Origin of the sequence: Pseudomonas sp. B33.4, from assembly GCF_034555375.1 — a bacterium.
Lineage (GTDB): Bacteria > Pseudomonadota > Gammaproteobacteria > Pseudomonadales > Pseudomonadaceae > Aquipseudomonas.
The window spans coordinates 1,885,252-1,908,563 of record NZ_CP140706.1 but is presented as its reverse complement, the minus strand read 5'-3'; the positions used below and the strand labels follow the sequence as shown (position 1 = coordinate 1,908,563).

General features: G+C 58.1%; 18 protein-coding genes and 4 tRNA genes. 9 read left to right on the top strand and 13 right to left on the bottom strand.

What is annotated here, in order from left to right; genetic code table 11:
* Window positions 1-2: 2 nt before the first annotated feature.
* The 4 genes from U6037_RS08545 to U6037_RS08530 all read left to right on the top strand — a co-directional run bounded on the left by U6037_RS08545 (window position 3) and on the right by U6037_RS08530 (window position 3,377).
* Window positions 3-839: an ABC transporter permease gene (locus U6037_RS08545; protein ID WP_410479219.1), complete on the top strand. Its 837-nt coding sequence runs from the start codon at window positions 3-5 to the stop codon at window positions 837-839.
* Entirely contained in the window at window positions 826-1,626 is an 801-nt protein-coding gene (locus tag U6037_RS08540) for an ABC transporter permease (RefSeq protein ID WP_007916333.1), read from the top strand. The genes U6037_RS08545 and U6037_RS08540 overlap by 14 nt, the downstream gene beginning before the upstream one ends.
* Window positions 1,623-2,612, top strand: coding sequence for an ABC transporter ATP-binding protein (locus U6037_RS08535; RefSeq protein ID WP_322846425.1), 990 nt, complete (start codon window positions 1,623-1,625; stop codon window positions 2,610-2,612). The genes U6037_RS08540 and U6037_RS08535 overlap by 4 nt, the downstream gene beginning before the upstream one ends.
* A gap of 111 nt (window positions 2,613-2,723) precedes the next feature.
* Window positions 2,724-3,377 (top strand): HAD family hydrolase, encoded by a 654-nt coding sequence (locus U6037_RS08530; protein WP_322846424.1) that lies wholly within the window; start codon window positions 2,724-2,726, stop codon window positions 3,375-3,377.
* 143 nt (window positions 3,378-3,520) lie between these two features.
* On the opposite strand, the gene U6037_RS08525 is transcribed toward U6037_RS08530, so the two are convergent.
* Window positions 3,521-4,483 carry a zinc-binding dehydrogenase gene (locus U6037_RS08525; protein WP_322846423.1) on the bottom strand — a complete coding sequence of 321 codons (963 nt, stop codon included), beginning with the start codon at window positions 4,481-4,483 and terminating at the stop codon, window positions 3,521-3,523.
* A 138-nt stretch (window positions 4,484-4,621) separates the two neighbouring features.
* On the opposite strand from U6037_RS08525, the gene U6037_RS08520 reads away from it, so the two are divergent.
* Together U6037_RS08520 and U6037_RS08515 are read left to right on the top strand one after the other, a co-directional pair.
* Window positions 4,622-6,706, top strand: coding sequence for a carboxy terminal-processing peptidase (locus U6037_RS08520; protein WP_322846422.1), 2,085 nt, complete (start codon window positions 4,622-4,624; stop codon window positions 6,704-6,706).
* 134 nt (window positions 6,707-6,840) lie between these two features.
* The gene (locus U6037_RS08515; RefSeq protein WP_322846421.1) at window positions 6,841-8,631 is read left to right on the top strand and encodes a bifunctional diguanylate cyclase/phosphodiesterase; all 1,791 of its coding nucleotides are present in this window, start codon (window positions 6,841-6,843) and stop codon (window positions 8,629-8,631) included.
* Window positions 8,632-8,691: 60 nt separating this feature from the next.
* Here U6037_RS08515 and U6037_RS08510 read toward each other — a convergent pair whose 3' ends face one another.
* The 7 genes from U6037_RS08510 to U6037_RS08480 form a co-directional block, all read right to left on the bottom strand.
* The gene (locus tag U6037_RS08510; RefSeq protein WP_322846420.1) at window positions 8,692-9,051 is read right to left on the bottom strand and encodes a hypothetical protein; all 360 of its coding nucleotides are present in this window, start codon (window positions 9,049-9,051) and stop codon (window positions 8,692-8,694) included.
* The gene (locus tag U6037_RS08505; RefSeq protein ID WP_322846419.1) at window positions 9,048-13,832 is read right to left on the bottom strand and encodes an RHS repeat-associated core domain-containing protein; all 4,785 of its coding nucleotides are present in this window, start codon (window positions 13,830-13,832) and stop codon (window positions 9,048-9,050) included. The genes U6037_RS08510 and U6037_RS08505 overlap by 4 nt, the downstream gene beginning before the upstream one ends.
* Window positions 13,833-14,072: 240 nt before the next feature.
* On the bottom strand, window positions 14,073-14,480 hold the full coding sequence (locus U6037_RS08500; protein WP_322846418.1) for a sel1 repeat family protein: 408 nt from the start codon (window positions 14,478-14,480) through the stop codon (window positions 14,073-14,075).
* A complete protein-coding gene (locus U6037_RS08495; RefSeq protein ID WP_003223109.1) occupies window positions 14,481-14,852 on the bottom strand; it encodes a hypothetical protein in 372 nt (123 codons plus the stop codon).
* Entirely contained in the window at window positions 14,849-15,190 is a 342-nt protein-coding gene (locus U6037_RS08490; protein WP_322846417.1) for a helix-turn-helix transcriptional regulator, read from the bottom strand. Before U6037_RS08490 ends, U6037_RS08495 begins: the two co-directional genes overlap by 4 nt.
* 111 nt (window positions 15,191-15,301) lie before the next feature.
* Window positions 15,302-15,757, bottom strand: a complete 456-nt coding sequence (locus U6037_RS08485) for a YkvA family protein (RefSeq protein ID WP_122608401.1) — start codon at window positions 15,755-15,757, stop codon at window positions 15,302-15,304.
* A gap of 294 nt (window positions 15,758-16,051) precedes the next feature.
* The gene (locus tag U6037_RS08480; RefSeq protein WP_007919751.1) at window positions 16,052-16,768 is read right to left on the bottom strand and encodes an FKBP-type peptidyl-prolyl cis-trans isomerase; all 717 of its coding nucleotides are present in this window, start codon (window positions 16,766-16,768) and stop codon (window positions 16,052-16,054) included.
* Window positions 16,769-17,038: 270 nt separating this feature from the next.
* Between U6037_RS08480 and U6037_RS08475 the strand changes: the two genes are divergently transcribed.
* Together U6037_RS08475 and U6037_RS08470 are read left to right on the top strand one after the other, a co-directional pair.
* Window positions 17,039-18,847 (top strand): di-heme-cytochrome C peroxidase, encoded by a 1,809-nt coding sequence (locus tag U6037_RS08475; RefSeq protein WP_322846416.1) that lies wholly within the window; start codon window positions 17,039-17,041, stop codon window positions 18,845-18,847.
* 26 nt (window positions 18,848-18,873) lie between these two features.
* Window positions 18,874-20,007 (top strand): catalase family protein, encoded by a 1,134-nt coding sequence (locus U6037_RS08470; protein WP_322847295.1) that lies wholly within the window; start codon window positions 18,874-18,876, stop codon window positions 20,005-20,007.
* Here U6037_RS08470 and U6037_RS08465 read toward each other — a convergent pair whose 3' ends face one another.
* The 5 genes from U6037_RS08465 to U6037_RS08445 all read right to left on the bottom strand — a co-directional run bounded on the left by U6037_RS08465 (window position 20,008) and on the right by U6037_RS08445 (window position 22,110).
* Window positions 20,008-21,372, bottom strand: a complete 1,365-nt coding sequence (locus U6037_RS08465) for a hypothetical protein (RefSeq protein WP_322846415.1) — start codon at window positions 21,370-21,372, stop codon at window positions 20,008-20,010. It abuts the gene before it with no gap.
* Window positions 21,373-21,575: 203 nt separating this feature from the next.
* Window positions 21,576-21,652, bottom strand: a tRNA-Asp gene (locus tag U6037_RS08460).
* Between the two features lie 19 nt (window positions 21,653-21,671).
* A tRNA-Val gene (locus U6037_RS08455) sits at window positions 21,672-21,747 on the bottom strand.
* A 191-nt stretch (window positions 21,748-21,938) separates the two neighbouring features.
* A tRNA-Asp gene (locus U6037_RS08450) sits at window positions 21,939-22,015 on the bottom strand.
* Between the two features lie 19 nt (window positions 22,016-22,034).
* A tRNA-Val gene (locus tag U6037_RS08445) sits at window positions 22,035-22,110 on the bottom strand.
* Window positions 22,111-22,269: 159 nt separating this feature from the next.
* Here U6037_RS08445 and rdgC point away from each other — a divergent pair.
* Window positions 22,270-23,190: a recombination-associated protein RdgC gene (gene rdgC, locus U6037_RS08440; RefSeq protein WP_007919763.1), complete on the top strand. Its 921-nt coding sequence runs from the start codon at window positions 22,270-22,272 to the stop codon at window positions 23,188-23,190.
* The last annotated feature ends 122 nt before the right edge of the window (window positions 23,191-23,312 follow it).

Genomic DNA, 23,312 nt, shown 5'->3' with positions numbered 1-23,312 from the left:
CAATGACTCGCGGTAAATGGCTGGCAGCCCTGTGCGTGGTGCCCTTCGCGCTGTTCTTTATCGTCTTCGAAATCGCTCCGCTGACCTGGGTGATGATCAGCAGCCTGCAATCAGAAGAATTCGGCTGGGGCTTGGCCAACTTCAGCAAGATCTTCAGCTCGAAGTTTTATTTGCAGGCGATCCAGTACAGCCTCGAAATCAGTTTCTGGTCGAGCGTGTTCGGCATCATCATTGCCGTACTGGGTGCGTATTCCCTGCGCCGGGTCGATTCGAAACTGCGCAATTTCGTGAATGCCTTCGCCAACATGACCAGCAATTTTTCCGGCGTACCCTTGGCCTTCGCGTTCATCATCCTGCTCGGTTTCAACGGCAGCATCACGATCATGCTGAAGCAGTCGGGGATCATTCAGGATTTCAACCTGTACTCGAAAACCGGGCTGATCATCCTCTACACCTACTTCCAGATTCCCCTTGGTGTGCTGCTGCTCTATCCCGCCTTCGACGCCTTGCGTGAAGACTGGCGCGAATCTGCCGCACTGCTTGGCGCCAATGGCTGGCAATTCTGGCGGCATATCGGCTTGCCGGTGCTGACACCGGCGCTGCTCGGTACATTCGTGATCCTGCTGGCCAACGCCCTCGGTGCCTACGCCACGGTGTACGCGTTGACGACGGGCAACTTCAACGTCCTGCCGATCCGGATTGCGGCGATGGTCTCCGGTGACATTTCCCTTGACCCGAATCTGGCCAGCGCTTTGGCCGTGGTGCTGGTGGCGCTGATGACCATCGTCACCGTCGTGCATCAACTGCTGTTGAAGAGGAGCTACCATGTCTCGCGCTGAATCCGGCCCGGCCGGCCTCTACCACCGCGTCGTGGTTTATCTGCTGTTCGCCATCCTCTTGCTGCCACTCGTGGGCACACTGGTCTATTCGATCGCCAGCAGTTGGTCGGCGACCATCCTGCCCAGTGGTTTCACCTTCAAGTGGTACATCCAGCTGTGGAGCGATCCGCGTTTCCTTCATGCGTTCGGCCAGTCGCTGCTGGTGTGCGTCGGCGCGCTGGTGTTGTCGGTGGTGCTGATCCTGCCGCTGCTGTTCGTCGTGCATTACCACTTCCCGAAACTCGATGCGCTGATGAACATCCTGATCCTGCTGCCTTTCGCGGTGCCGCCGGTGGTGTCGTCGGTGGGTCTGTTGCAGCTCTACGGTTCCGGGCCGATGGCCATGGTCGGTACACCGTGGATCCTGATCGGTTGCTACTTCACCGTGGCCCTGCCGTTCATGTACCGGGCGATCACCAACAACCTGCAAGCGATCAACCTGCGCGACCTGATGGACGCCGCGCAACTGCTCGGTGCCAGCACCTTTCAGGCGGCGTTTCTGGTGGTGCTGCCGAATCTGCGCAAAGGCTTGATGGTCGCGTTGCTGCTGTCGTTTTCGTTCCTCTTCGGTGAGTTCGTCTTTGCCAACATTCTGGTCGGCACGCGCTACGAAACCTTGCAGGTTTACCTGAACAACATGCGCAACAGCAGCGGCCACTTCACCAGTGCGCTGGTCATTTCGTACTTCTTTTTCGTGCTGGTCCTGACCTGGATCGCCAACATCTTGAACAAGGACAAAAGCGAATGAGCTATGTCAGCGTCCAACACCTGCAGAAAAACTACGCGGGCACCACGGTGTTCAGCGACATCAACTGCGAAATCAACAAAGCCGAATTCGTCACCCTCCTCGGCCCGTCCGGTTGCGGCAAGTCGACTCTGCTGCGTTGTATCGCCGGGCTGACCCCGGTCGATGGCGGCAAGATCCTGCTCGATGGCGTCGATATCGTGCCGTTGAGCCCGCAGAAACGCGGGATCGGCATGGTGTTCCAAAGCTACGCGCTGTTTCCCAACATGACCGTCGAGCAGAACGTTGCCTTCGGTTTGCGCATGCAGAAGGTCAACGCCGATGACAGTCATAAACGCGTTTCCGAAGTGTTGAAACTGGTTGAACTGAACGACTTCGCCAGCCGCTACCCACATCAGTTATCCGGCGGCCAATGTCAGCGTGTGGCCCTCGCCCGTTCGCTGGTGACCCGCCCGCGCTTGCTGCTGCTGGATGAGCCGCTGTCGGCCCTCGATGCACGGATTCGTAAACACCTGCGTGAACAGATCCGCCAGATTCAGCGCGAACTCGGCCTGACGACAATTTTCGTCACCCACGATCAGGAAGAAGCGCTGACCATGTCTGACCGGATTTTCCTGATGAATCAGGGAAAAATCGTACAAAGCGGCGATGCCGAAACCTTGTACACCGCGCCGGTCGATGTGTTCGCCGCCGGCTTCATCGGCAACTACAACCTGCTTGATGCCGACGACGCATCAAAGCTGTTGCAGCGCCCGATCAACCACCGCATCGCCATTCGCCCGGAAGCCATCGAGCTGAGCCTGGAAGGCGAACTCGATGCGCAGATCCGCAGCCACAGCCTGCTCGGCAACGTCATCCGTTACCGGATCGAGGCGCGCGGCGTGGAACTGGTAGTGGATGTGCTCAACCGCTCGGCCGCCGATCTGCATCCCGACGGTCAGCGTCTGGCGCTTTCCATCGATCCGACGGCCCTGTGTGAAGTAGCTTAAAAGCAGCTGCAAGCTTCGAGCTACAAGCTTCAAGTTGTAGACTGCGGCGCAGCTGATTCCAATTCTTGCAGCTCGAAGCTTGTAGCTCGTAGCTGTTCTCGGAGAGAACTGATGGCCCTGGCAATTTTTGATCTGGACGAAACGTTGATCCACGGCGACTGCGCCACCCTCTGGAGCGAGCAGATGGGGCGCCTCGGCTGGGTCGATCCCGAGTCGTTCATGCGCAAGAACAACGAGCTGATGGACGCCTACAGCCATGGCAAATTGCGCATGGAAGAGTACATGGAGTTCAGCCTGGAGCCGCTGATCGGGCGTACCCCAGAAGAAGTCGAGCACTTGGTCGGGCCGTGGGTGGAAGACTTTATCGAACCGATCATCTTCAGCGACGCGACCAAAACCATCGCCGCTCACCGCAAGGCCGGCGACCGGATTCTGGTGATCTCGGCGTCGGGCACGCACCTGGTCAAACCGATTGCCGATCGACTGGGCATTGATGAAGTTCTCGGTATCGAACTGGAAGTCGCGCATGGCGTGTACAGCGGCCACACCGTTGGCACCCTGACCTACCGCGAAGGCAAGATCACCCGTTTGCTGGAGTGGCTGGATGCTGAAGAAGAAAACCTGGAGGGTGCGAGCTTCTATTCCGACTCGCGCAATGATTTGCCGCTGTTACTGAAGGTGGACTTTCCGCATGTGGTCAACCCGGACCCGGTGCTGCTTGAGCACGCCGAAAAGTCCGGGTGGCCGATCCACCTCTGGAAATGACAAAGATTTAATCTGCAATTGCAGGCTGACATCCCGAACCTGAGTTCGACACCATGTGTCAGGTCGATGTACCTCGACAAAACAACTCGGTCAGTCCCCTCTCCCTATGGGAGAGGGTTAGGGTGAGGGGCTTCTCCTGCAAATCAGCTCAGACTGTCGTCAATCACCAACACCAGTTTGCCCGCTACCGTATTACTCGCCAGCTCCGCAAACGCCGCCTCGGCATCCTTCACCGCAAACGCCTTGGCCAACTGCGGACTCAACCGCCCTTCAGCAAACAACGGCCACACCTGCTGGCCCAGATCACTCAACAGATCTGCCTTGAACTGATCATCACGGCTGCGCAATGTCGAGCCGAGCAACTGCACACGCTTGGCCAATACCTGCGCCAGATCCAGTTTCGCCTCACGGCCGCCCATCAAACCGATCAACACCCAACGCCCATCCAGCGCCATCAGCTTGAGATTCAACGCCGAATAATTGCCACCCACTGGATCGAGAATCACATTGAACGGCCCGAAATCACGCAGGCTCTCCAGATCATCGGTGCGCACCACTCCGCCTTGCGCGCCCAACGACTCGCAATACGCCAAACGCTCGGCCGAACCGACGCTGACCCAACACGGATTGCCAAACGCCTTGCACAACTGAATGGCGGCTGAACCGATTCCACTTGCGCCAGCGTGCAAGAGAACTTTCTCACCCGGTTTGAGCGCCGCAAGTTGAAACACATTCAGCCAGACTGTTGCGTAAACCTCGGGCAATGCCGCCGCCTCGATCAGCGAGACGCCTTCGGGAACCGGCAACACATGCCGCCCGTCGACGACCACCTCTTCGGCCATGCCGCCCCCGGCCAGCAAGGCGCACACCCGATCCCCGACCTGCCAGGCACTGCCCGCGCCGACCTCGCTGATGACCCCGGAGCATTCAAGACCGAGCACTTGGCTGGCCCCTGGTGGCGGCGGATAGAGCCCTGCTTTCTGTAATAAATCGGCGCGATTAAGGCCAGCTGCCGCCACTCGAATGCGGACTTGTCCTACATCACACGTAGGACTCGGCTCTTCAACCCATGCCACTTGACCGTCAACGCCTTGCAATGCCTTCACAGTGCCTCCATAGTGAGTCTGGACTGAGCCCGAAGCTGTAGCGCCGGGCTTTTTGCATTATGCGACCGGCTCTCGTAGAACCGGCGACTTCAAAGACGGCCTAATATGCGTTATCAATTGTCCCCGCGTCGAATCAGCATGAAGCATTTGCTCCCCAGCACCGCCCTCGCTCTTTTCATCGGTATCGGTTTGTTGCCGGTGTCGGGCAATACATTCGCAGCCAACAGCTGGGACAAATTGCAGCCTGATCGCGATGAAGTCATCGCCAGCCTGAACGTCGTCGAGTTGCTCAAGCGTCACCACTACAGCAAGCCGCCGCTCGACGATGCGCGCTCGGTGATCATCTATGACAGCTACATCAAGCTGCTGGATCCGTCGCGCAGCTACTTCATGGCCAGCGACATCGCCGAATTCGACAAGTGGAAGACCCAGTTCGACGACTTCCTCAAAAGCGGCGACCTCAACGCCGGGTTCACCATCTACAAGCGCTATCTGGACCGCGTCAAGGCGCGTCTGGACTTCGCCCTTGCCGAGCTGAACAAAGGCGTCGACAAGATGGACTTCACCACCAAGGAGACCTTGCTGATCGATCGCAAGGACGCCCCTTGGCTCAAATCCACCGCTGAGCTCGACGACCTGTGGCGCAAACGCGTCAAGGACGAAGTGCTGCGGATGAAGATCGCCGGCAAAGAGCCGAAGCAGATCCAGGAAACCCTGACCAAGCGCTACAAGAACCAGTTGGCGCGCCTGGACCAGACCCGTCCGGAAGACATCTTCCAGGCGTACATCAACACCTTCGCCATGTCCTACGATCCGCACACCAACTATCTGTCGCCGGATAACGCGGAAAACTTCGACATCAACATGAGCCTGTCCCTCGAGGGTATCGGTGCCGTGTTGCAAAGCGACAACGACCAGGTGAAGGTCGTGCGTCTGGTGCCTGCTGGCCCGGCTGACAAGACCAAGCAGGTCGCCCCGGCCGACAAGATCATCGGCGTTGCCCAAGGCAACAAAGAGATGGTCGACGTGGTCGGCTGGCGTCTGGACGAAGTGGTCAAGCTGATCCGTGGTCCGAAAGGCACCGTGGTGCGTCTGGAAGTGATTCCGGCGAGCAACGCGCCGAACGACCAGACCACCAAGATCGTGCCGATCACCCGGGAAGCGGTGAAGCTCGAAGATCAGGCGGTGAAGAAGTCCATCCTCAGCCTGAAACAGGACGGCAAGGACTACAAACTCGGCGTCATCGAGATTCCAGCCTTCTACCTCGACTTCAAGGCGTTCCGTGCCGGTGATCCGGACTACAAGAGCACCACTCGCGACGTCAAGAAGCTGCTGACCGAACTGCAGAAAGACAAAGTCGACGGCGTGGTCATCGACCTACGCAACAACGGCGGCGGTTCCCTGCAGGAAGCCACCGAGCTGACCAGTCTGTTCATCGACAAAGGCCCGACCGTACTCGTGCGTAACGCCGATGGCCGTGTCGACGTACTCGAAGATGAAAACCCGGGCGCGTTCTACAAAGGTCCGATGGCGTTGCTGGTCAACCGCTTGTCCGCTTCGGCTTCGGAGATTTTCGCCGGCGCCATGCAGGACTACCACCGCGCGCTGATCATCGGTGGCCAGACCTTCGGTAAAGGCACCGTGCAGACCATTCAGCCGCTGAACCATGGCGAACTGAAACTGACCCTGGCCAAGTTCTACCGGGTATCCGGGCAGAGCACCCAGCATCAGGGCGTGTTGCCGGACATCGACTACCCGTCGCTGATCGACACCAAGGAAATCGGCGAGAGCGCTCTGCCGGAAGCCATGCCGTGGGACACCATCCGCGCGGCAATCAAACCGGCGGCCGATCCGTTCAAGCCGTTCCTGGCCCAGCTCAAGTCCGAACATGACACCCGCACCGCCAAGGATGCCGAGTTCGTGTTCATCCGGGACAAACTGGCCCTGGCGCAGAAACTGATGGAAGAAAAAACCGTCAGCCTCAACGAAGCCGAACGCCGTGCCCAGCACAACGACATCGACGCCAAGCAACTGGCGATGGAAAACATCCGTCGCAAGGCCAAAGGCGAAGAACCGCTCAAAGAGCTGAAGAAAGAAGACGACGACGCCCTCGCGGCTGCCGACCCTGACAAGGTCAAGCCAGAAGACGATGCCTACCTGAGCGAAACCGGGCGCGTGCTGCTGGATTACCTGAAGCTGAGCAATCAGGTGGCCAAGAAGTAAGATGATGGCAATTTAATGCTGACGATCCCCGGATCGTCATCAAACAGTCATCATTCTGTCGTGCAATAAAGGACTGGGAGCCACTCTCTTCATCGAGAGCGCTCCCAGTCCTTTTTTTATCGCCAGAGATTGCCATGACCACGACCGAACAGCTGAGTGCCTTGAGCTCGATCCTGACTCAAAGCGGTTTACACAGCCTGTTCCAGCCGATCATCAGCCTCTCCGAACGGCGTATTCTCGGCTACGAAGCCCTCACCCGTGGCCCGTCCAACAGCCCTCTTCACTCGCCGATCGCACTGTTCGCCGTAGCGCGTCAGGCCGGACGTTTGAGCGAGCTGGAAATTGCCTGCCGTCAAAGCGCTTGCCGTCGCTTCAACGAGCAGCAACTGCCGGGCAAACTGTTTCTCAACGTCTCGCCGGAATCCTTGCTTGAAGCCGCGCATCAACCGGGGCGCACGTTGCAGCTGCTGCAGGATTTCGGCATTCCACCCAGTCAGGTCGTCATCGAGCTGACTGAGCAAACACCGATCGACGATTTTCAGTTACTGCAAACGGCCTTGCATCACTATCGGGCGATGGGTTTTTCCATTGCGCTGGATGATCTCGGGGCCGGTTATTCGAGCCTGCGGTTATGGTCCGAACTGCGCCCGGACTACGTGAAGATCGACCGGCACTTCATCGACGGCATTCATCAGGATGCGCTGAAACGTGAGTTTGTCGGCTCGATCCTGCAAATCGCCAAAGCTTCGCGCGCGCAAGTCATCGCCGAAGGCATCGAACTGCCGGAAGAACTCGCGGTACTGACTGAAATGGGCGTCGATCTGGTGCAGGGTTACTTGCTCGGTCGCCCCCAGGAACACCCACCCCGCGACGCCCGCGCCTTGATGCCCAAACACGACAGCAGCAGCGTTGCGCTGAACGAAGAAGGCAGCGACCTCAGCGCCCTGCTCAACGACCAACCGGCCGTGCATCGCGACACACCCACCGCCAACGTACTGGAAGCCTTCCGTCGCCAGGCCAACCTCAACTCACTGGCAGTACTCGACGAACAAGGCCAACCCTGCGGCATCGTCCACCGCCATTCCTTGTCGGATGCCCTGCTGAAACCCTTCGCCACCGACCTGTTCGCGCGCAAACCGATCAGCCGTCTGATGAACGACGACTTTCTCGCCGTGGAAATGAGCCAGTCGCTGCAACAAGTCAGCCGCTTGATCACCAGCCGCGCCCGGCAACGCATCGAAGAAGACTTCATCATCACCCTCAACGGCGGATATCTTGGCCTTGGCAGGGTGATCGACGTGCTTAAACTGATTACCGAACTGAAGATCCAGCAGGCTCGCTACGCTAACCCACTGACTCTGCTGCCCGGCAATGTGCCGATCCAGCAATGCCTGACGCGGTTGCTGCAGCAGGGGCGCGAGTCGGTCATCTGCTATGTCGACATCGACAGTTTCAAACCCTTCAACGATATCTACGGCTACGGGCGTGGTGATGAAGTTCTGCTGTGCCTGGCGCAATGCCTCAACGAGCGGGTAGACCCGAGCCGCGACTTCGTAGGTCATATTGGCGGCGACGACTTCCTTCTTGTCCTCGGACCGGACGAATGGCGCAAGCGCCTAAATCAACTGCTTGATGACTTTCAGAGCCAATGCCGACGCTTCTATCGCCCCGAACACCTTGAGGCGGGATGTTTTATTGCACCGAATCGCCAAGGGGTGCGGCAGGAGTTTCCGTTGTTGTCACTTTCTATTGGCGTGGTGCATTTACATCCCGAGGCTTGTGCACACCTGGATGCCAGTCAGCTTGCGGAGCTGGCATCGCAGGCGAAGCATCATGCGAAGAATGTTCCGGGGTATAGCGTGCATGTGATTGATAGTCTTTCCATGTCTAACCTCCATCAATCACAGTTAATTGGGCAACGCTAACTCCTGCACGAACGCCGAAACCTATGGACGTACGAAGTTACCGCTCAACCAAATTGTTTTTTAGTTAACCTGTAGGACTTCGATTTGATACCTCAACAAACAACTTAACAAAACCTGCATAAACTGACGTTGATCCTCTACATCATCATCGAAATAGGTGGTGATTTTTGTAAACACTGCATCAAAATTATCACCGACGCCCAAATAGTGCTTCAACGTATCAACACACCACTCGCGCTCATCAATACTATAAGAGAGAAACTCTGGCCGAATAAAAATATCAAAAAGTTCCGCAAGCTCGTTCTTATCGTTGACGTCCTTCGAAACAATGATCTTTTCACGAGCATCGTCGTCAGTATTTTCTATATCAAATATAAACAGCAGACCGCGCAAAACAAAATACTCAGGTTTACGTTTCATTCCATAAATTCCGTATAAGAGGTTATCGGCTTTCCGGCTCTATCAAGGATCACTATCGCATGTGTTTGCTGCCCGTAATCTACTCCCCCCCTTTTGTACCCCTCACCTACAATCTTGCCCATATTCATCGGCTCCTTCGACGCGATTTGTCCGTTCCGCCTAAAAATAAGCTGGGCACGATGTATGGCGTTCAGTTGGTCTCGATTACTAAAAAAGTGAGTGGCTGCACTGGGAATTTTTGGCTGCCCTGCTCGCCTTCCGTTGGTGTAAAGCTCTATGACTCCGGTCGATGGATTTCTTCCCGTCACTGAACGTTCTTGCTGAGAGGCCAATGTGGTTTGTTTGCCATGTTTTTCCACGAAGTGTGCGCCTGGTGTGGCTTTCTCCATTTCATCCAAACGCCTAAAAGCATTTTCCTCCGCCAACTCATCAATCCTCGCCCTCCGCTCCTGCGCCGTCATCTTCGGCAGCGCTGGCTCACCCTCATCAACCTTAGCGCCACCAATCCCACCCGGCGCCTCACAACCCGGCTTCTTCGGCGGCGGACAATTGGAGCTCAACCCCAACGGATCCACCCACCCCGTTGGATTCGGCACGTACTGGTACTGATTCAACCCACCGGCCAGCTTGATCGGATCCGGCGTCAGATACCGCCCCAGCCTCGGGTCGTAATACCGGTGGCGGTTGTAATGCAGGCCGCTTTCCCCGTCGAAATACTGCCCCTGAAAGCGCAGCGGCTGGTTCAGGTAGTCGTCGCCGGCGAGGGTCAGCGTGGCGACTTTGCCGTAGGCGTCGTATTGCGCGGACCAGACGATGTCGCCGCTGTAGTCAGTGAGTTCTTGCGGGGTGCCGAGGTGGTCGAGTTGGTAGTAGAACGGGCAGGCTTTTTTCGGGCCTTTGCCGTCGAGCAGCGCCAGCGGGCGGAAGGTGCCGGGTTCGTAGACGTAGCTGCGGTATTCGTGTTCGCTGCTTTCGGCGACGAGGTGGTCGCCTTGCCAGAAGAATTCGGTGGTGACGTCGCCGACGGTTTTGCGGATGCGCCGGCCAAAGGCGTCGTATTGATAGGACGCGGTCTGGCCGTCGGGGCGGGTCAGGCCGATCAGGCGGTGCTGGCTGTCGTAACGGTATTCGGTGACGAGGGTTTGCGCGCGACCACGGCGTTCGCGGATCAGGTTGCCAAAGGCGTCGTAGTCGTAGTGGCGGTCGCCCTGCATCAGCAGGCGATTGCCTTTGATCTGGCTGGGGCCGGGGCGGTCCTGCATCAGCAGGTTGCCGGCCGGGTCGTGGGCGAAGCTTTCCGGCAGTTCGTCGCGTGAGTGGCGCACGCGGATGAGGCGGTCGAGGGCGTCGTAGCCGTAGGTGCGCTGGCCGTGGCGGCTGTCGGCGATGTGCGCGAGATTGCCGTTGGCGCTGTAGGCATAATCGCGGCGGTACAACGCATCGCGCTGATGGCCTACGGCGTGGGCGAGTAATCGTCCCTGATCGTCGTAGGTATATTCGCTGAGCAGCAGGCCTTGCTGACGTCGTTGTTCACGACCTGACTGGTAGACGTGACGGCTCAGCTCCGCGCCATTGAGGTCGATGCCGGTCAGCGCGCCGCCCTTGGCGTGGTGGTAGTCGAGCACGCTGTTGTCCGGCAGACGCAGGCGCTTGAGCTGGCCGCAGGCGTCGTAGCGGTAACGCAAAGTGCCCCAGCCCTGATGTTCGGTGATCAAGCGGTCCTGGCGGTCGTACTCGAAGGCCAACGGGTGTTGCTGGCCGTCGTCGACCCCAATCAAACGACCGAGTCGGTCGTATTGGTAAGTGACCTTGATGCCGTCGGGCAGGTTTTTGACCAGCAGACGCCCGGCCGCATCGCGCTCATAAGTGGTGAGCAAACAAGAGCGGTCATCACCGAACTCGGTCTTCTCCAGCAGATGCCCGTTAAGGTCGTAGGCGTACGCTGTACGGCGGCCATCAAAACCGCTTTCCTGACGAATCAGCCCGGTCGGCGTGTAATCCAGCCGGTACTTTTCACCCGATTCGTTTTCAATCTCGGTGAGCAATAACTGCGCATGGTCGTAGCGGTACTGCACTCGCGTGCCGTCGGGGTTGATCCGCCGCGAGACCAGGTGCAGGTCATCGTCGTATTCGTAGCGGGTGATGCGCCCCAGTTCATCGCGCTCGGCGGTGACCTGACCGTAGGCGCCGTAGCTGTAGGCGCGGGTCGCACCGTCAGGAAATGTCGTCTGGATCAGTCGGCCGACGGCGTCCCAATGCTGACGGGTGACTGCAGCGTGTTCGTCGGCGGTGGTGGTCCGTCGCCCCAGCGCGTCGTAGGAAAAGCGCCGCACGCCGCCGCCGGGCAAGGTTTCTTCGGTCAACTGGCCGAGGCTGTTCCAGACCAGACGATGGCGGCTGCTGTCCGGATAACGGATCGACAGCAACTGACCCCGGGTGTCGTAGTAGTAATGGGTGACCTGGCCATCGGGGTCGACCGCTTCAGTGACATCGCCCTCGGCATTGCGCCGGTAGATCCACACCGCGTCGCCGCGAGTGCGTTTGTGCAGGAAACCGTTGCGATACTCGTAGGACGTGGGCGCGTCAGCAGCAGGAATCAGCGCAATCAGCCGTCCGACCTCGTCGTAGCGGTATTCGGTGACGGCGCCTAACGCATCTTGCTCGGCGATCAAGCGCCCGGCATCGTCATAGGCCTTGAGCTGCTCGCCACCGTCCGCCGAGGCTTTACGTACGAGTCGCGCACGCTCGTCGTGGACGTACGTTTCTTCAGTGCCATCGACGTAATGCACCGCGACACTGCCGTCGTCGCTCCAGACGTAACGCGTGTTCATCTGCGAGAACGACGCCCAGTGGCGCACGCAACGGGCAGCCTTGCCTGACCGCTCCCACTCCCAGAAAAAACTCGCGCCGCCGGCCAGTTGCCGCTGCAGGATTACGTGGGCGTCGTCGTAGTCGTAACGCTCGCTGTCACCGACGGCGTTGCTGGCTTCGATCAGGTGCTGATAGGCGTCGTAGCGGTAACTGACCAGCGTCTGTTCAGTGAGCCAAGGCTCGGCAAGGTTCTGAGCCGAATCAAAACGCTGGTAATCAATACCGATCAGGTGCGCACGGTCGTAACGCAACAACAGCGAACGCCCGGCGCCGTTATCCAGTCGCTGCACCCGATCAGACCGATCGCGCTGCACGGTCAGACGATTGCCATAGACATCGCTGATCGCCGTGAGCCGTCCCGCACGAAAGTGATAAAACCGCGCCGTATCCCCGGCCAGCGCGAGAATCAGCTCTTCCGGCTCATCACCCAGAAAGATCGCTGCCCGCGACAAGCTGTTGTGAATCGCCGGCCGCTCGACACTTGGCAACGGAAACCGTGTTCGCCGGTTCTCGTGGTCAACCCAAACAACAGAGTCGCCTTCAAAGACCAGCCGATGCGCCAGCGAATGACTCCAGCCAAAGCACAGCCCGGCATCAATCTCGACGGCGCTCGAGCGATACAAGCGGGTGAACTCAAACGGCAACACGCCATCGAGCACCGCATCGGTGAGGGTCAGCAGTTCTTCGCCAGTGACCATCGACACCGGACAACCATTGGTGCAGGTGCGTGGCACGCAATCAGCGCTGTCACCGTTGGGGTTTTTCGCCTGATCCGGCGAGTCGTCGTGATGCTCGTCTTTCTTCAACAAGGTGTTGCGCTGCGCATTCCAGCGCAATTGCATCTGGCCCTTCTTCACCCCGGCGGCGATGCCCCGGGCGGCAACGGTTTTGTATTGATCGACGTATTTGATGAACCCTTCGACGATGCCGAACATCGCCTTCACCAAACGCTTCACCGCCGACAGCAACTGCACGGCGCGATCCGCCAGACGCAACGTCAGATAAGCGATGCCTGCGCCACCACTGACGAACGTCAAAACGACACTGATCAGCACGTCGATGAGCAACTGCACGATCATCATCGACGCAGCTTCTGCGGTTTTCCCGGCGATTTCACTGGGCGGCAACATCTCGAGCCAAAGGCTGCCAGTGCGTAGCAACAAACACAGTGCAGCTTCATCACTGACCAGCAATTGAAGCTTTTCCATGACGTCAGGGGCTGTCGCTGCCAGCTCCATCAACTGCGTGGCGCCCTCACCCAACCGCTCGGCGAACGCCCCGGGGTCCTTGAGAATGTCCGAGAGCATGCCAATGCTGTCCCACACACCCTCGATCGCCGCCCAACTCCCGGCGAGCATGCCGTTACCCGCCGCCGTCGCCACCGACTGCGACCACTGCGGTTTGAAAACCTGCCACTCGCTGCGTAACCAGCCGCCCAGCTCAGCAGTCAGGCCGTCATAGGCTTTGAACAGGTCCTCGACCTGACTCTCAGTGACCTCGCTGTGCACCTGCACCCGGTAGAACTTGCCCGCTGTTCCCTTGAACGAGCCCTTGCCTTGCGCGTCGAGGGTCACGGGGGTGGTTTTGCCACCGTCCATGGCGATCACATCGACCACGATGTTGCCGAGCGGGATGTCGTACACCGACTCGAATTTGCTTTCGATCAGCATCGGGCCGCTTTCCGGGCACTGGACGACGCCGGAGAAAAACTCTTTGTCGGAGCTGCTGACGGCAGTGCTGTCGGAACCGAAGCGAATGATCCGCTCCATGCCCATCAGCGACGGCAGATCTGCGGCGTGGCTGATCTCGTCCGCCGCTCGACTGGCCCAATGCTTGAGCTGCTCGCGGTAAAGGCTGAGGGTGGCGGGAAAGCTGTCGAGTGCTTGCTCGATGCGGGTGACGGCTTCCATCAGCGCACGCGGATGTGCGAAGTGGACTGAATAAGCGGATCAAACATGAGCGTTCCCTCGCAAAAAAAATCAGGCGCGGGAACTGTGCGGGGGATCAATCGGGAAAGAAGTCAGGCAAGTAGGTGATGACTGTAGGACTTGTCTGTAAAAAATCACTCACAGATAAACGGGCACGCAAAAACGCAAACGCGGCATGAGGAAAACCTCACGCCGCGTTTATTTGAGCAGACATAAATCGATTTACAGTGTTGAATCCCGAGCGCTCAGCTCTTTCAATTTGAGCTCCGCCAAGGGGTGCCCGGCCTTGGCGGCCATGCCCCACCAGCGTGCGGCTTCGGCAGGATCCGGCGGCTTGCTCGGGGTTCCGGCCAGACTGATCACGCCGATCTGATAAGCCGCCTTGCCATCGCCCGCGAGCGCCGCCAGCCGCAACAGGCGCACACCTTCTTCACGTGCCCCCAGGCCGACGCCACGAAAAGTCAGAATGTGCCCATAAAAGCTTTGCGCACCGACATCGCCGAGGTTGGCCATGCGCGCAAACTGACCTTCAAGCCAACGCAAGCCGCGCGGTTGGCGGACAAACCATGCCCAATGAAACAACCTGCGGGCCAGCCAGTAACTGGCCCGCGCCTTGAGTCGTAAAAACACTCAGGCCTCCGCCGATTCCGGGTACTCGTACTCGAAGACTCTGACCACTTCCGACGCATGCCAGGAGGCGGCTGCTACACCGTCGGACGGCCCGGAAAAACGCCCCAAACGCTCGACACACTCAAAAAAACCGGTGCGTGGCAGGCGACTCGCGCCCTGGCTGATCACCAGCGAACTGCGCAACGGTTGTTCGGCCTTTGCGTCCAGCGCGGCCAGATGTTCGAGTGCGGCGGTCAGGGTCTGCATCGCCGGTGTCGGCAGCTGCAACCGCTCCAGCAAGGCCCGATAAGTCAGCAGATGGCGCTGGCGCCGCGCCTGATCCAGTTCACCCAGCAATCCGTCCCAATGTTGACGACTGATGCGCACGCTCACGATTCATCCCTCCACCCTGGCACCGTCAATTCCCAGGCCAGGCTGCGGCGAATCGCGGCGTCGGGCTGACGCTCGCCACTTTCGATCATGGCCAGATATGACGGGCTGATGCCTACCGTGCGGGCCAGCGCCTCAATGGCGATGCCCTTCCCTTCGCGCAAACTGCGTAGTTGATCCAGACCTGGAAGAATCGTGTCTGGTGTAGCCGCGAGCGGCGTAGGGGCCGGACGCGACGGTGTTTCATTGATGCCTGCTGCTTTTAGTAGAGCCTGATACTGAGCCCACGGCAGAACCGCATATTCGGGTTCGCCATCGCGTGCAATTATCTGAATATCCATGACTACCCCGTAGGACAACAACACTTAGCGAGTCGGCACTTTTCCCTAGAAGTGTAATCCTAACAGCGGCCAAGGTCGCGGGGGGTATCTATCTGTAGAGGGGTTTGATAATCAGGACTTTTTCGGTCCCTGGAGTTGCAATTGTTCGGGGGTATCCGGCAGACGTTCGACGACTGCCAGTTTTTCCGGCTGCTGGCGGTTGCGCCAGAGGCGGAAGGCATTGAGTTCATCGTCGAGGGTTTTCATCAGCCAAGCGAGGACGGCGATGTCGTCAAGCATGCCGAATACGGGAATGAAATCCGGAATCGCATCAACCGGGCTGAGGAAGTACATCAAACCCGCCACCACCGAAACCAGGGCTTTGCCGCTGATGGCCCGATACTCGCCGCGCCAATAGGCCAGGCACAATGCCTGGAGTAAACGTAAATCGTCTTTGAGTTTGCCGAGGCGATTGCCTTGCGCGGCGCCTTTGCTGGCGACTGCAAACAACAAGGTTGGCAAACGTCCACGGGCCAACAAGCGGCCGGCCAGGGGCAGGAATCGAGCGAAATTCCACGGAGCTTTCATCTATTCCTCCCGTTGAAATGTTATCCACACAAATTGTGGATAACCTTGTGAACAGAGCTGCATTTCAGCGCTGAAAGCCCCGTTTCATAAGGGCTGCGCTCAGATCGGGCGTTTTTTACTCACATAAAAAACCCCAATATTTCATTGACTTGGCTGCTCAGGGCGGCTAGCGCGAGCAGCCTCAATGGCTATGACTCTCGCGACCGCCATCGGTTCGCTCTGTTTACCCCTGCCAGACGCCAGATGCAACAACGCCCCGCATAAGCGAGGCGTTGTTGTTGAAGCCTTTGCCAATTACTTGGCAGCAGCAGCTTCTTTGGCTGGATCCTTGATGGCCAGCAATTCCAGGTCGAAGACCAGAACCGAGTTGGCCGGGATTGCCGGGCTTGGCGACTGGGCGCCGTAAGCCAGATCGCTAGGGATGTACAGTTTGTACTTCTCGCCAACGTGCATCAGTTGCAGACCTTCAACCCAACCCGGAATCACGCCGCTCACTGGCAGATCGATCGGGCTACCGCGCTCGACGGAGCTGTCGAATACGGTGCCGTTGGTCAGCTTGCCGGTGTAGTGAACAGTCACTACGTCAGTCGGCTTAGGCTGTGGGCCGTCGGCTTTCTTGACCACTTCGTACTGCAGGCCCGAAGCAGTGGTTGTTACACCCGCCTTCTTGCCGTTTTCTTCGAGGAATTTCTTGCCGGCGGCTGCCGACTCTTCGCTCATCTTGGCCATGCGTTCTTCAGCACGCTTTTGCAACGCGGCGAAGGCCTCGACCAGTTCTTCATCTTTCAGCTTCTGTTCTTTCTTGCCGACGGCATCTTCGATGCCCTGGGCTACCGCTTTGGAGTCCAGATCATCCATGCCTTCCTGAGCCAGGCTCTTGCCCATGTTCAGGCCGATACCGTAGGAAGCTTTTTGCGCCGGGGTTTTCAGCTCTACGCTGGTCTGCGAATCACAACCCGCGAGGACCAGGCTAACCAGGGCTACCGCCGCCGCCAACCGATGCTGTTTCATGCTATTTCCTTGTTCATGCGCCGAAAGGGCAATCGAGTAAAGCCGCGAGCTTATCAGGCCGCCACGACCAATGGCTACCGGCATGAGAGCAGTAAAGCGACGATAAGTTCAGGGATTAAAACGCATTTGGGCAAAGGCACGATGAAGCTTCTGTCATCTTGTCCCGACAATGCCCGGCGACTCTGCTTGCATCATCTGGCGTAATGGCCACTTGCCGCACGGGGTCCGGCTCAGGCATAACAGCGCAACAATTCGACAAGGATGTTTATCTTGCGCCTCTTATTCCGTGTGCTGACCCTGATCGTCGTGCTGCTGGTGCTCGTTCTCGCCGTGGTGCTGTATTACGTCGCTAACCCGAAATTGCCCTTCTACACCCCCGCCGAGCAGGTGCATTACCTGAATCAGTGGAGTGACGAAGAGCGGCAAACCTACTATTTCACGCCTCAGGGTACGCAGGTCAAAGGCCTGCGCTATGAGTGGTTCCAGGCGCTGGAATTGCCCTTCTCGGAGCAACGTTTCGCCGCGCCCGATTACCTCGCACGCTTCGGTTTTCTGATCGACCCGCAGCAAAAAGCCACGCCGAACAACCCCGGCAACCTTCCCGTCGGTTTTGCCCGGCATCAAAATCCGGGCAGCTCCGAGCAATATCTGGACATCACTTGCGCCGCTTGCCATACCGGCGAATTGCGCTTCAAAGGCCAGGCCGTGCGAATTGACGGCGGTACCGCGCAACACGTACTGCCTTCCAGTGTTCCTACTTTGCGCGGCGGAAGTTTCGGACAAGCCTTGGTGGCAAGTCTGACCTCGACTTACTACAACCCATGGAAATTCGAACGCTTTGCCAGAAACGTTTTGGGCAACGATTACGACACGCATCATGAGCAATTGCGCAAAGACTTCAAAACTTCTTTGAACACATTCCTTAAGGTCGCCTGGAACGATACCCATCGCGGCCTCTATCCGACCGAAGAAGGCCCCGGACGCACCGATGCCTTTGGCCGCATTGCCAATGCGACGTTCGGCGATGCGATATCCCCGACCAATTACCGCGTAGCCAATGCGCCAGTGGATTACCCGCAACTGTGGGACATGTGGACATTTGACTGGGTGCAGTGGAACGGCTCGGCGCAGCAGCCGATGGCGCGCAACATCGGCGAGGCGCTGGGCGTCGGCGCCACTCTGAATTTCTTTGATGCCAACGGCCAGCCGCTGCAAGGCAATGCGCGTTATGCCTCGAGTGTGCGCGTGCGAGATTTGCACAAGATCGAAGAAACCCTGCAAAAGCTCAAGCCGCCCGCCTGGCCAGAAGAACTGTTTGGCAGCATCGACAAGCCGCTGGCGGCAAAGGGACGCACGCTGTTCAGCGAAAACTGCGCCGGCTGCCACGTCCCGCGCCAGACCCAGGAAGGTGAGCGCTGGGTGCAGCATTTGCACATGCTGCCGGTCGCTGTCATCGGCACCGATCCGAATGCCGCCAACAATATCGCCAGTCACCGTTTCGATCTGACGGCCCTGCAATGGGACCTGAAGGAACTCGACACCATGGACGTCAAACTGCACCCGTCCCTCAAGGAGCCGCTGGACCTGAGCCAGCTTTCAGTGGCCAAGGGCCTGGCTTACGTCACCGCTTTCGTCGAAGACCGCGCCTACCGCGACGCCAGGATCACACCGCTGGAAAAACCACGCATGGACGGTTTCGGCCTGCCCATCGGCGTACGCGAAAAGGTCGCCTACAAGGCGCGCCCGCTGGCCGGTGTCTGGGCCACCGCGCCGTTTCTGCACAACGGTTCGGTGCCGAGCATTTATCAGTTGCTGTCGCCACAAGACGAGCGCGCCACGATCTTCTTCAAAGGCACGCTCGAATACGATCCCCGACATCTGGGGTATCGCACCGAAGCATTTGCCAATGGCTTCATGTTTGACACGCGGATCACCGGCAATCACAACAGCGGCCATGAATTCCGTGCCGGCGAGCGCGGTAACGGCGTTATTGGCCGGTTGTTGCAGCCGGAAGAACGTTGGGCGCTGCTCGAATACCTGAAAGTCCTTGGCGGTCCACTGGAGGCGCAATTGCCATGATCTCGACCTTCAAGAAAGAACAGTCGCTGCTGACCAGAATCTGGTTATGGCTTGGCCGTCTGCTTGGCAAAGCGCTGCTGATAGCGCTTGCCATTGGCCTGCTCGGCTGGGCCGTCGCCACGGCATGGTTTGCCTGGCAACACCGCGGCCCGGTGTCGGCGCTGGAACAGATTCCACCCGGCGAAGCGGCAATGACCCAGGACGTGATCCAGACCGCCGTGCGCATCGTCGATCAACACCGCGAAAGCACACGGTATCTGCGCGACGCCCATGCCAAGGCTCATGGTTGTGTAAAAGCCCAGGTGCAGGTGTTGCCGGAACTCGCGCAGTCGCTGCGACAGGGCGTGTTCAGTGAGCCAGGCAAAACCTGGCAAGCGATGATCCGCCTGTCCAACGGCAATGCCTACCCGCAGTTCGACAGCATTCGCGATGCCAGAGGCATGGCGATCAAACTGCTGGACGTTTCGGGAAAACAGTTGCTCGGCACCCGCCAGGCACAGCCTGAACAGGATTTCGTGATGTTCAGCCATCCGAACTTCTTTGTCAGCGATGTCGCCGAATATCGTCAGAATGTGGCGGCCCAGGCTGATGGCAAGAAGGTCATGGCGTTTTTCCCCGGATGGGATCCGCGCACCTGGCAGATCCGCCATTTGTTTATTGCCCTGGCTACCTTGTCGCCGCCGCCGGACAGTCCGACCGGGACTACCTACTTTTCAGTTTCGCCCTACAAATTCGGTGAAGCGAATGCAAAGTTCCGGGTCGCGCCGGATCCGGACAATTGCCCCGCGTACACATTGCCCAAGCAAAACCACGACCTGCCGAACTTTCTGCGCAGCGCGTTGAATCAGCAGCTGTCGACGGATCGCGTGCCGGCCTGTTTCGTACTGCAGATCCAGCGTCAGGATGCCCATAAATACATGCCGATCGAGGACACCAGTATCGAATGGCACGAGCAGGATTCGCCCTTCGAAACCGTCGCGCGGATCACTCTGCCGCCGCAGGATTTCGATACTCCGGCGCTGAATCTGCAATGCGACAATCTGTCGTTCAACCCGTGGTTCGGAATTGAGGCGCATCGACCGATCGGCGGGATCAACCGGTTGCGCAAAGCGGTTTACGAGGCCGTCAGCGACTATCGCCATCAGCGCAATGGCGAGTGATCATCGCGTAATGGCAGTGGCTGATGCGCTGATCCTTCCAGTGTTGGGCCAGGTTTTGCTGGCCAACAGGACGCTGAGAATGCCGGCGCTCGCCACTTTATCGATCAACCTCTGCGGTGTGATCGCGCCTGAGATTATTTTTTGCTCGAGATTCTCCGCCAGCTCAACGAGCAACGCCCGGACCTTGGGCATTATTGGCTTGGCAAAACGCAGCACCGCCCCGTCGGGCGTGACGACAAATAAACGTTGATGCGGTGCCACGATGACACGTTCCAGACCGATTTCGAGATCGGCTACAGAAAAGAAATTCTGCTGAAGGTCGGCCTCACGAGTCGCCAAAAGTGCCGCAGGCAGAGGCTGGATTGAATGGTAAAGGCCATGCATCCGAAATTCACGAGGGATCAATGGGTTGCCCTGCCAATCCTTGGGAAACAGGCGCTCTTGGTCAAAGCTGGCGTAATCACTGGAAACCGGCTCGGTGACGATAAAGAAGTCACTGACGTTATGCTTGAGAATGAAACCTGCGTTCGGCAGAACAGCGGTCGGCGCAGGCAACTGGTTTCGCAGGTAAAGTGCAACGTCCTTGGCATCGCGAAAAATCGGCCCGAAAATCGGCATTGATTCGATTTTGACCGGCACCTGCAGAAGCTCGGCCCTCCAACTGGCTTTGAGCTGACCCCGGCGTCGCCAAAGATCACCGTTTACCACAACCCTTACATCCCCCGCGGCCAAAGCCAGCAAGATCCACAGACTGCTGGGAATCGAACCATTTTCATACAACGTCTCGAATTGTCGTGGCTGACCATCATTTTTCCTGGTCAGCCGGGGCGACAGTTCCTGTTCGTAAGACCGATTTTTCGATGTGTAGGAAAGCAGGCCACCGTTACGTGCGGACAGATAACATTTCGCATATTTACGATGCGAACTCATCACGGCTGACAAATCCGCTATCGCGAAAAAACGCGTGCGCTGAATCCACTCGGCTGTCGCCTCATCAATACCTTGAGCTTTGACAGGACGGGCGTGAAAACTTGCTTCGAGTGTGAGGCCGCTCGGGATAATCAACTCGCCTGCCACGCTGACTGTCACAACCGGTATGCCGCGCTGAACGGATGCCGTGTCGCCCGGATGGTTTTCGGCACCGGTTATGGGCGCTTCGAGCAGCTGCGCGCAAATGAATCGCGCATCGCGGGTTTTCAGAATGAACCCGTTGAACTCGCTGTTTCGCGGATGCTTCAACAGAGCGTGCAGACACGCAGCGGCGTCATCGCTCGAAAGAAAAGCTGGGCTTGACGACAGAAAGGACAACGCCTGCGCATCATCGGCGACGGGGGGAGCAAGGGTTTCAGCAGGATTTGCAGACATTGGGGCAGCTCTCGTCAGGCAATGGGTTGATTTCATGACGGTAGAGAGTCATGAAAAACATTGCCCATTCTGCGAAAGCGGCACACCTGGCAGGCACTACATAGATATATGCAGCGAAAAACACTCAAACGCCAGACAGCAAAAAGCCCGCACTTGGCGGGCTTTCTGTGGAATCTGGCGTTCAGTGTTCCAGACTCCGAATATGGCGCAGCGGACGGGACTCGAACCCGCGACCCCCGGCGTGACAGGCCGGTATTCTAACCGACTGAACTACCGCTGCTCGAAACGCTTGAAACGAATGGTGGGTGATGACGGGATCGAACCGCCGACATTCTGCTTGTAAGGCAGACGCTCTCCCAGCTGAGCTAATCACCCTTCGCTTCGTTACGGGACGCATTATGCCACAAGTTTTCGTAAAGTGTTGATTTAATTGAAGTTTTTTTCAAATAAATCCGAAAACCAGTAAAACGACACATCCCGCGGGTACAACCTTGGAGCAGAAAAAAACCCGCCTTGGCGGGTTTTTCCGTTGTGACCTGGCGTTCAGTGGTCCAGGTTACCGAATATGGCGCAGCGGACGGGACTCGAACCCGCGACCCCCGGCGTGACAGGCCGGTATTCTAACCGACTGAACTACCGCTGCGCTAAACACTTGAAACGAATGGTGGGTGATGACGGGATCGAACCGCCGACATTCTGCTTGTAAGGCAGACGCTCTCCCAGCTGAGCTAATCACCCTTCGCTTCGGTGTGGCGCGCATTCTACGGAGCGACCCAACCTCTGGCAAGCACTTTTTTAAATAATTTTCTCAGGCCTTCCAAAGGCTTAGAGAAGGGTTGGCCTATTAGACGGCGAAGACAATAATGCCCCCCTTTGTATAAAGGAGAGACTCACCCCATGTGGTTCAAAAACCTGCTTATCTATCGCCTGACCCAAGACCTGCCTGTCGATGCCGAGGCGCTGGAAACTGCACTGGCCACCAAACTGGCGCGTCCATGTGCAAGCCAGGAGTTGACCACCTACGGTTTCGTCGCGCCGTTCGGCAAAGGCGAAGATGCTCCACTGGTGCACGTCAGCGGTGACTTCCTGCTGATTTCCGCGCGTAAAGAAGAACGCATCCTGCCGGGCAGCGTCGTGCGCGACGCGGTCAAGGAAAAGGTCGAAGAGATCGAAGCCGAGCAGATGCGCAAGGTCTATAAGAAGGAACGCGATCAGATCAAGGATGAAATCATCCAGGCGTTCCTGCCGCGCGCCTTCATTCGTCGCTCGTCGACCTTTGCCGCCATCGCGCCGAAACAGGGCCTGATCCTGGTCAACTCGGCCAGCCCGAAACGCGCCGAAGACCTGCTGTCGACCCTGCGTGAAGTGATCGGCACCCTGCCCGTCCGTCCGCTGACCGTGAAAATGTCGCCAACCGCGACCATGACCGAATGGGTCACCACGCAGAAAGCTGCCGACGACTTCTATGTGCTGGACGAGTGCGAACTGCGCGACACCCACGAAGACGGCGGGATCGTCCGTTGCAAGCGTCAGGATCTGACCAGCGAAGAAATCCAGCTGCACCTGAGCACCGGCAAAGTGGTTACTCAGTTGTCGCTGGCCTGGCAGGACAAATTGTCGTTCATGCTCGACGACAAGATGACCGTCAAACGTCTGAAGTTCGAAGATCTGCTGCAGGATCAGGCGGAGCAGGACGGTGGTGATGAGGCATTGGGACAACTGGATGCCAGTTTCACCCTGATGATGCTGACCTTTGGCGACTTCCTGCCGGCGCTGGTGGAAGCGTTGGGTGGGGAAGAGACTCCGCAGGGGATCTAAAGCCTTGTGATGTCCAAACTGTAGGAGTGAGCCTGCTCGCGATGAGGGACTGACATTCAACTAATGTGTTGATTGAAAGACCGCTATCGCGAGCAGGCTCACTCCTACATTTGTTTTGTGTT

What these genes read in the sequence shown, in the direction of transcription:
- rdgC (WP_007919763.1), top strand. Translation starts at nt 22,270, where the DNA reads ATGTGGTTCAAAAACCTGCTTATCTATCGCCTGACCCAAGACCTGCCT.
- U6037_RS08480 (WP_007919751.1), bottom strand. Translation starts at nt 16,768, where the DNA reads ATGAAACAGCATCGGTTGGCGGCGGCGGTAGCCCTGGTTAGCCTGGTC.
- U6037_RS08510 (WP_322846420.1), bottom strand. Translation starts at nt 9,051, where the DNA reads ATGAAACGTAAACCTGAGTATTTTGTTTTGCGCGGTCTGCTGTTTATA.
- U6037_RS08515 (WP_322846421.1), top strand. Translation starts at nt 6,841, where the DNA reads ATGACCACGACCGAACAGCTGAGTGCCTTGAGCTCGATCCTGACTCAA.
- U6037_RS08465 (WP_322846415.1), bottom strand. Translation starts at nt 21,372, where the DNA reads ATGTCTGCAAATCCTGCTGAAACCCTTGCTCCCCCCGTCGCCGATGAT.
- U6037_RS08530 (WP_322846424.1), top strand. Translation starts at nt 2,724, where the DNA reads ATGGCCCTGGCAATTTTTGATCTGGACGAAACGTTGATCCACGGCGAC.
- U6037_RS08520 (WP_322846422.1), top strand. Translation starts at nt 4,622, where the DNA reads ATGAAGCATTTGCTCCCCAGCACCGCCCTCGCTCTTTTCATCGGTATC.
- U6037_RS08535 (WP_322846425.1), top strand. Translation starts at nt 1,623, where the DNA reads ATGAGCTATGTCAGCGTCCAACACCTGCAGAAAAACTACGCGGGCACC.
- U6037_RS08485 (WP_122608401.1), bottom strand. Translation starts at nt 15,757, where the DNA reads ATGAAAGCTCCGTGGAATTTCGCTCGATTCCTGCCCCTGGCCGGCCGC.
- U6037_RS08540 (WP_007916333.1), top strand. Translation starts at nt 826, where the DNA reads ATGTCTCGCGCTGAATCCGGCCCGGCCGGCCTCTACCACCGCGTCGTG.
- U6037_RS08545 (WP_410479219.1), top strand. Translation starts at nt 3, where the DNA reads ATGACTCGCGGTAAATGGCTGGCAGCCCTGTGCGTGGTGCCCTTCGCG.
- U6037_RS08490 (WP_322846417.1), bottom strand. Translation starts at nt 15,190, where the DNA reads ATGGATATTCAGATAATTGCACGCGATGGCGAACCCGAATATGCGGTT.
- U6037_RS08505 (WP_322846419.1), bottom strand. Translation starts at nt 13,832, where the DNA reads ATGGAAGCCGTCACCCGCATCGAGCAAGCACTCGACAGCTTTCCCGCC.